This window comes from Streptomyces sp. NPDC059900 (assembly GCF_050270335.1).
Taxonomy (GTDB): domain Bacteria; phylum Actinomycetota; class Actinomycetes; order Streptomycetales; family Streptomycetaceae; genus Streptomyces.
This window is the reverse complement of sequence record NZ_JBNNJZ010000566.1, coordinates 1-5,086: the sequence shown is the minus strand read 5'-3', so window position 1 is coordinate 5,086 and position 5,086 is coordinate 1. Positions and strand designations below refer to the sequence as shown.

At 72.7% G+C, this 5,086-nt stretch carries 5 protein-coding genes; 3 read left to right on the top strand and 2 right to left on the bottom strand.

What is annotated here, in order from left to right:
- Positions 1 to 321 (top strand): TipAS antibiotic-recognition domain-containing protein (locus ACQKIP_RS39230; protein WP_427745249.1); only part of this gene is annotated, 321 nt, incomplete at its 5' end.
- Positions 318 to 1,520: a glycosyltransferase gene (locus tag ACQKIP_RS39225; protein ID WP_365865341.1), complete on the top strand. Its 1,203-nt coding sequence runs from the start codon at positions 318 to 320 to the stop codon at positions 1,518 to 1,520. The genes ACQKIP_RS39230 and ACQKIP_RS39225, both read left to right, overlap by 4 nt.
- An 11-nt stretch (positions 1,521 to 1,531) precedes the next feature.
- Here ACQKIP_RS39225 and ACQKIP_RS39220 read toward each other — a convergent pair whose 3' ends face one another.
- Positions 1,532 to 3,190 carry an amidohydrolase gene (locus ACQKIP_RS39220; protein WP_365865339.1) on the bottom strand — a complete coding sequence of 553 codons (1,659 nt, stop codon included), beginning with the start codon at positions 3,188 to 3,190 and terminating at the stop codon, positions 1,532 to 1,534.
- An 83-nt stretch (positions 3,191 to 3,273) separates the two neighbouring features.
- Positions 3,274 to 4,761: a purine-cytosine permease family protein gene (locus tag ACQKIP_RS39215; protein WP_365865337.1), complete on the bottom strand. Its 1,488-nt coding sequence runs from the start codon at positions 4,759 to 4,761 to the stop codon at positions 3,274 to 3,276.
- Positions 4,762 to 4,901: 140 nt separating this feature from the next.
- Between ACQKIP_RS39215 and ACQKIP_RS39210 the strand changes: the two genes are divergently transcribed.
- On the top strand, positions 4,902 to 5,086 hold a 185-nt coding region (locus tag ACQKIP_RS39210; RefSeq protein WP_427745248.1), incomplete at its 3' end, for a TetR family transcriptional regulator.

Below are 5,086 nucleotides of genomic sequence, written 5' to 3'. Positions count from 1 at the left end.
AAGGAGGACTGGGCCCGGATCATGAGCGAGGCGACGGCCTGGCGGACGGAGCTCCTCAAAGCCTTCGACGAGGGCGAACCCGCGCAGGGCGAGCGCGCGAGGGTCCTCGCCGAGGAGCACCGGCAGCACATCACCCGCTGGTTCACGCCCTGCCCGAGCGCCATGCATGTGCGCATTGCCGACGACTTCGCCGACGATCCCCGTGCTTTCGCCCTGGTCGTGCCACCCTCCGAGCAGCGGCCGGGCCTGGCGGCCTTCCTGCACGCGGCGGTGATCGCCAACGCGGCGCACGCGGACGGGAGCGAGGTGGCGGGCCGATGAGGATTCTGCTGGCCGCAGCCGGGTCGTACGGCGACGTCGCCCCGTACACCGGCCTCGGTGCCCGGCTGCGCGAGGCCGGGCACGAGGTCGCCCTCGCCACGCAGGAGTCCTTCGCGCCGCTGGTGCGCGGAGCCGGTCTTGCCTTCCGGCCGCTGCCCGCCGACACGAGCACGGGCGGCGGGGGAAAACGTCAGCTGATGCGCACGGCCGCGGCGTTCGTACGGGAGTTGGGAGCCGGGCTCGTCGAGGCTGCGACCCCTGGCGCCGATGTGCTGCTCCTGTCGACGACGACCGCCCCCCTGGGCTGGCAGCTGGCCGAGGCCATGGGCATACCGTCCCTGGGCGTCTACCTGCAACCCACGCATCCCACAGGGCAGTTCGCGCCGGTGATGAGCGGCGGCAGGTCGCTGGGCGGGCCCGGCAACCGCGCGCTTGGCCGCTTCTCCCTGCGGATGGCCGACCGCGTCTACGCCGATGCGGTCGCAGACCTGCGGGCACGCCTCCAACTGCCCGCGACCGGGCGGAGCGCGGTCCGGCGCCGCCGGGAGGAAGCCGGGTGGCCGGTGCTGCACGGATTCAGCACCGCCGTGGTGCCCCGGCCCGCGGACTGGCGCGCCGGTCTCGACGTCGTCGGCAACTGGTGGCCGCACCACGAACCGGACCTTCCGCTGCCCGCCCACGTCGAGGACTTCCTGCGGGCCGGACCGCCGCCCGTCTTCGTCGGATTCGGCAGCATGGCCGCGGGCGACGGCGCGCGGCTGAGTGAGCTGGCCGTCGCCGCCCTGCGCGCCGCGGGCCTGCGGGGAATCCTCCAGGAGGGACGGGTGGGGCTGATGGCCCACGGCGACGATGTCCTCACCGTCGACGAGTTGCCGCACGCGCCCCTCTTTCCGCGGATGGCCGCCGTCGTCCATCACGCGGGCGCCGGCACCACGGCGGCGGCGCTGCGGGCCGGGGTGCCCACCGTCCCCGTGCCCGTCATGGCGGACCAGCCCTTCTGGGCGTCACGGATCGCCGCGCTCGGTGCGGGCACCGCTCCCGTCCCCGTGGGGGAACTGACGGCAGAGCGCCTCGCCGAACAGATCGGGCGCGCGGCGCGCGAGACCTCGTACAAGGAAGCCGCGGGTGCCGTCGCCCGGCGGATGGCCGCCGAGGACGGTGCCGGGCAGGTCCTCAAGGCGGTCGAACGGCTCGGCTGAGCGGCCGCACGCTACGGCCGCTCGACGGTCACCTCTCCTCCCACCACCACGACCTCGGCCCGGGTTCCCGGGATGTCCTCGGGGCGTGCGCGCAGGATGTCCCGCGACAGCACGACGAAGTCGGCCAGTTTGCCCACCGTCAGCGAACCCCGTTCGTCTTCGAGGAAGTTGGCGTGGGCGGAGCCCATCGTGTAGCCGTGCACGGCCGTCTCCACGTCGAGCGTCTCGGTGGGCTGCCAGGGTTCGCCGCCGCCGAGGGGGCGGCGGGTGAGGGCGGTGTAGATGCCCGCCATCGGGTCCATCTCGGCGACGTTCCAGTCGCTGGAGAGCGCGAGCACCGCCCCCGCCTCGTGCAGGCTCCGCATCGGCCAGGCCTTGTGCCAGCGGTCGGCGCCGATGTTCTCGGCCCAGTCCTGGCCCGGGCCCGCGATCTCGGGGGCGCAGTGGCGCGGCTGCATGCAGGCCACGACGCCGAGTTCGGCGAAGCGGGGGGTGTCGGCGGGGTCCAGGCACTCGACGTGGACGATCTGGTGGCGGGCGTCGCGCGGTCCGTTGAGTGCGCGCGCGTGCTCAACGGCGTCGAGGACCGTGCGGATGCCCCGGTCGCCGGTGGCGTGCACGAAGCACTGGAAGCCGCGGGCGTCCAGCTTCGCGAGCAGCTCGGCGAACTCGTGCGCGGGGTAGAAGGTGTCGCCGCGGTGCCGTCCGCACCCGGAGTAGGGCTCGAGGAGGGCGGCCGTGCGCGGCTCGACGACATCGTCGATGTACAGCTTGAGCGGCCCGACCCGCAGCCGGTCGTCGGCGAACTGTTGTGCGGCCGCGGCGAAGTCGTCCAGGTCCGCGTCGCAGGTGCCGCGCGGATGGAAGAGCGCGGCGACGATGCGCGAGCGCAGCCGCCCCTCGGTGCGGGCGCGGGTGAAAAGTTCCAGGTCGTCCAGGGAGTTCTGCGGTTCGACGACCGTGGTGATGCCGTAGCCGATGGCGTCGTCCAGGCTCTTGGCCAGCCGCCCGTACTGCCGGTCGGGCGAGGCCCAGGGCAGCCCGAGCTCGCGCAGTGCCCGGTGCCCGTCCCGCGAGAGTCCCTTGACCGCGAAGTCCTTGATGAATCCGGTGGGTTCGCCCGTCCGCGGGTCGGTCTCGGCGCGGCCGAACGGCAGCGACGTACGGTCCCGGTCGACGCCGAGACGGCGCAGGGCGGCCGTGTTGAGCCAGGCGGTGTGGACGTCGTAGCTGAGGACGAAGGCCGGGGTGTCGCCGGTGACCGGGTCGAGGTCGGCGGCGTTCGGCATCCGGCCGCCGGGGATCGCGGAGTAGTCGAAGGCCTCGGCCTCGATCCATGCGGCGCCCGGATTCTCGGTGCGCCAGGCGCGGATGCGGGCGTGGATCTCGCCGAGGGTGCGGGCGCCGGCGAGTTGCACGCAGGCGTCGTCGGAGCCGAGGCGCACGTGGTTGTGGGCGTCGATGAAGCCGGGCAGGACCAGGCGTCCGCCGCCGTCGATGATCCGGGTCGCTCCGCCCGTCCAGGCGTCCGCTTCCGCGTCGGGTCCCAGCCAGGCGATGCGCCCGTCCAGGACGGCGAGTGCCTCGGCCGACGGGAGGTCCGGGTCGACGGTGTGGATGCGGGCGTTGCGCAGGACGAGATCAGCGGGTTCGGGGGTGGTGCCGGTCATGAGAGGTGAACTCCTGGGAGTGGAACGGGCGGGGCAGGTCGTACGGGTGTTTTGCGCGGCTTCGTTTCGCGGCGGGGCAGACGTCAATCGGCGGTGGACGCGGACGGCGCGGAGGCCAGGTGGGCGGTGACGCTGCGGCGGGCGAGCGCCCAGTACGCGAGCCCGGCGACGGCCGAGCCGAGCAGGGTGAGGTCACCGCCGCCGAGGGGCGCGACCAGCGGCCCCGTCCACAGTTCCGAGTCGCAGGTCAGCGCGGCGAAGAGCATCCCGGCCACGAGGGCGGCCATGCCCGCGGGGTGGAAGCCGGCCCGGTACCAGTAGGCGCCGTCGCGCGCGGTGGTGTGCAGCGCCCCGGTGTCGTACCGGCAGCGGCGCAGCAGCATGTCGGCGAGGAACACCCCGCCCCACGGCGCGAACACGATGATCAGGAGTGAGAGGAAGCTGAGCAGGGACTCGGTGAAGTCGGTCAGGAACAGGGCACCGAGCGAGCCGAGCGCCGTCACGACGACGCTGATGACGATGGCCTTCGCGCGGCTCCAGGGGATGCCGAGCACCTGGAGGTTGAGGCTGGAGGAGTAGAGCGTGAGGATCGAGTTGGTGACCGACCCGCCGAGCACGAGCAGCAGGAACACCGGCTGGAACCAGCCCGGGAGCAGTCCCTCCACCCCCGCCACCGCATCCGTCATGTCGGCCTGCGTGGCGGCGGCGACGCCCGCGACGCCCAGCGCCACCGACGAGAGGAGGCCGCCGAGGGCGCCGGTGACGGTGATCGAGCGCAGCGAGGTGTCCGGCGGCAGATAGCGCGTGTAGTCGGCGGGCATCGGCAGGTACGAGAAGGGCCCGGCGAGCATCACCACGAAGGCGAGCGTCCAGGCGGAGAAGCCGGGGCCGTCCGCGCCGCCGCCCGCGGCCGCGCCGAAGTCCGTGTCGGGCAGCACGAAGACGAGCAGTACCCCGAAGCCGGCGGCGAGCACGTAGGCCATCCAGCGCTCGGCGAGCTGTACGGTGGCGTGCCCCCACATGGCGACCGCGAAGGTCATCGCGAGGGTCACCGCGAGCGCGAGAGCACGTGCCGTATCCCCGCCGCCCGTCCATCCGAGGTCGGTGAAGAGGGCTTCGAGGGCCAGCGTGCCGACCACGGTGTTGACGATGGTGTAGCCGATGGAGACCACCCAGTTGAGCAGTCCGGCGGGGAAGTTCCCGAGGACGCCGAAGGCCGCGCGGGAGATCACGAGGGTGGCGGTGCCGGTGCGGATGCCGCTCAGCCCGGCCGCGCTGATGACGAAGAAGGCGAGGCCGCCGATCACGACCACGGCGGTGGCCTGCCAGAAGCTGAGGCCGAAGCTCACGGCCAGGGCGCCGTTGATGACGTAGGTGAAGGTCAGGTTGGATCCGAACCACAGCCAGAACAGGTCCCTGGCGCTGCCGTGCCGGTCCTCCTCCGGGATCGGGTCGATGCCGTGGGTCTCGACCCGGAAGACCTCGTCGCTGGTGACGCCGGTGCCGATCCCGGTGCTTGTCCCGGCCGTCGCTGCTGCCGTCCCGGTGGGAACCGGGGCCTGTTGCGCCATGCGGACACCTCGCTCTCCGGCACCCAGACTTTGAATGCCGTTCTATGAGTTAGAACGGCATTCAAAATGCGCCACGGGTCGGCGAGCCGTCAAGACCCTGCGGAAAATCCGCCCGGCGAGCCCGGCGATAGGGTCGGCGGATGGAGCAGGACGCGGGGACCGGAACGGGAGCAGGCGTGGCACGACGGCGGGACGGGCAGGTCGCGCGGGACCGGATGCTGGAAGAGGCGATGACGGCGATCGCCGAGAACGGCCTCGCCGCGCTCACCATGTCCGCGCTCGCCGAACGCCTCGGCACCAGCGGCGGCCACATCCTGTACTACTT

Bases quoted from the DNA above. Each gene is read 5' to 3' on its own strand.
- ACQKIP_RS39225 (WP_365865341.1), top strand. From the start codon at position 318: ATGAGGATTCTGCTGGCCGCAGCCGGGTCGTACGGCGACGTCGCCCCG.
- ACQKIP_RS39220 (WP_365865339.1), bottom strand. From the start codon at position 3,190: ATGACCGGCACCACCCCCGAACCCGCTGATCTCGTCCTGCGCAACGCC.
- ACQKIP_RS39215 (WP_365865337.1), bottom strand. From the start codon at position 4,761: ATGGCGCAACAGGCCCCGGTTCCCACCGGGACGGCAGCAGCGACGGCC.